This window comes from Pseudoalteromonas arctica, assembly GCF_012927645.1.
Classification (GTDB): Bacteria; Pseudomonadota; Gammaproteobacteria; order Enterobacterales; family Alteromonadaceae; genus Pseudoalteromonas; species Pseudoalteromonas arctica_A.
The window spans coordinates 1-1408 of the sequence record NZ_JABBMT010000080.1 but is presented as its reverse complement, the minus strand read 5'-3'; the positions used below and the strand labels follow the sequence as shown (position 1 = coordinate 1408).

Below are 1408 nucleotides of genomic sequence, written 5' to 3'. Positions count from 1 at the left end.
AACAAGGAAAATTAAAGTTACCCTGAGAATCGGTATATGTATTATCTTTTCTTGCTTTACCATCACTAAAATATAATCCGCGCTCAATTTTCACATTGGCTAATGGTTCACCATTATTGGTTAAGCGGCCTTTTACCTCAGGACACAAATGCACTTTATATGCGCCAAATTTATCTAAAAAAGGCTGGATTTTCACGCTAAAAGATTGGAGTTTATCGATGAGTGACATTTGAACCTCTTAATTTATAAATGGAATTATGAGGCATTGCGTAAAAACTGTGTTGTACGCAAAGTATTCACATTCCATGTCAATATTATAGGTATTTTATAGCGTAAGAAAAAATATGCAATTAATTTATAAGTAGATAACTGACAATTAATTAAAATAAATAACGAGGGTATCGCTGTCAAATGAACTGGCATTATTAATATTAATGCCAAATGAACAAGGTGCTGCTCAGCAATAGAAAAAATGTATAGCGGGGCATAGTGTATTCATTTAGTTTAAGAGCCTTGAGTGTAGATTTTATATATAGAAAAAACGGTTAAACTAATAATGCCAGCAAAGGCTGGCATTATTTATCGCTCATTCATAGCTTAGTTCTTAAGGAACGTTGATCGCGTAACTTCCTATTTTAAAACGGCAAATGTCACTTTCTTTTTCAATGGATTGACGCTTACAATTTACCGCTAGTAGCTTTAGTACACGGTGTATCTTGTGGCTGCACCGTGTTTGCTCCATGCAATCTAGAATATCATCCAACCAAAGATAACTGCACTTGCTCGCTCTAAATGTCGAGATCGCACATTTAAACATAGTTGCTGCACTATGGCAGATAAAACGCTTGATAAGTGTTTGCAGTATGCTCAGCCAAACCAGTGATTCGGCAATGTGTGGATCTCGTGTGATAAACCCCTTAAGGTTATTCCATGACTTTAGCTCTTTGAAAAGTAGCTCGATTTGCCAACGAGTCGCGTATATATCGAGTAACTCATCAAAGTTAAACTGGGCTTCTTTTAAATTGGTAACAAGAAAAACGGGGCGCTTTTTGTCGGGTAGATAAATAAGCCTATACTCTGGTCCATTTTTCTTCCAGCGTACTGTTAACTCCAGTGGCTGACTACCATACTTCTCGAGCAAGGTTTTGAGTTTACTATTATTTTCCTTAATCTCTACACCCGCGCAATAAGCTGATGTAACGATTGGGTTGATGTTTTTATTTGCTCTGACCAAAAAGTAGCCGCCATCTTGGGATACTTGCTCAAAGTAATCTAAGTCACAATACCCTGCATCAGCAAGTAATAATGTATCTTTAAGTGTGTGACTACCCGGTAAAAAGTCTCGCTCTGTTTCAACATCAGGGCGGACGTCTATTTCACAAGGCTGTTCGTTAAATAGGTCATAGGT

At 37.2% G+C, this 1408-nt stretch carries 2 protein-coding genes; both read right to left on the bottom strand.

What is annotated here, in order from left to right; translation table 11 throughout:
• Positions 1–229: transthyretin-like family protein (locus tag HHO47_RS18955; protein ID WP_248291060.1), on the bottom strand; the 229-nt coding region annotated here is incomplete at its 3' end.
• Between the two features lie 375 nt (positions 230–604).
• The coding region (locus HHO47_RS18950) for a transposase (RefSeq protein WP_169021693.1) at positions 605–1408 on the bottom strand (804 nt) is incomplete at its 5' end.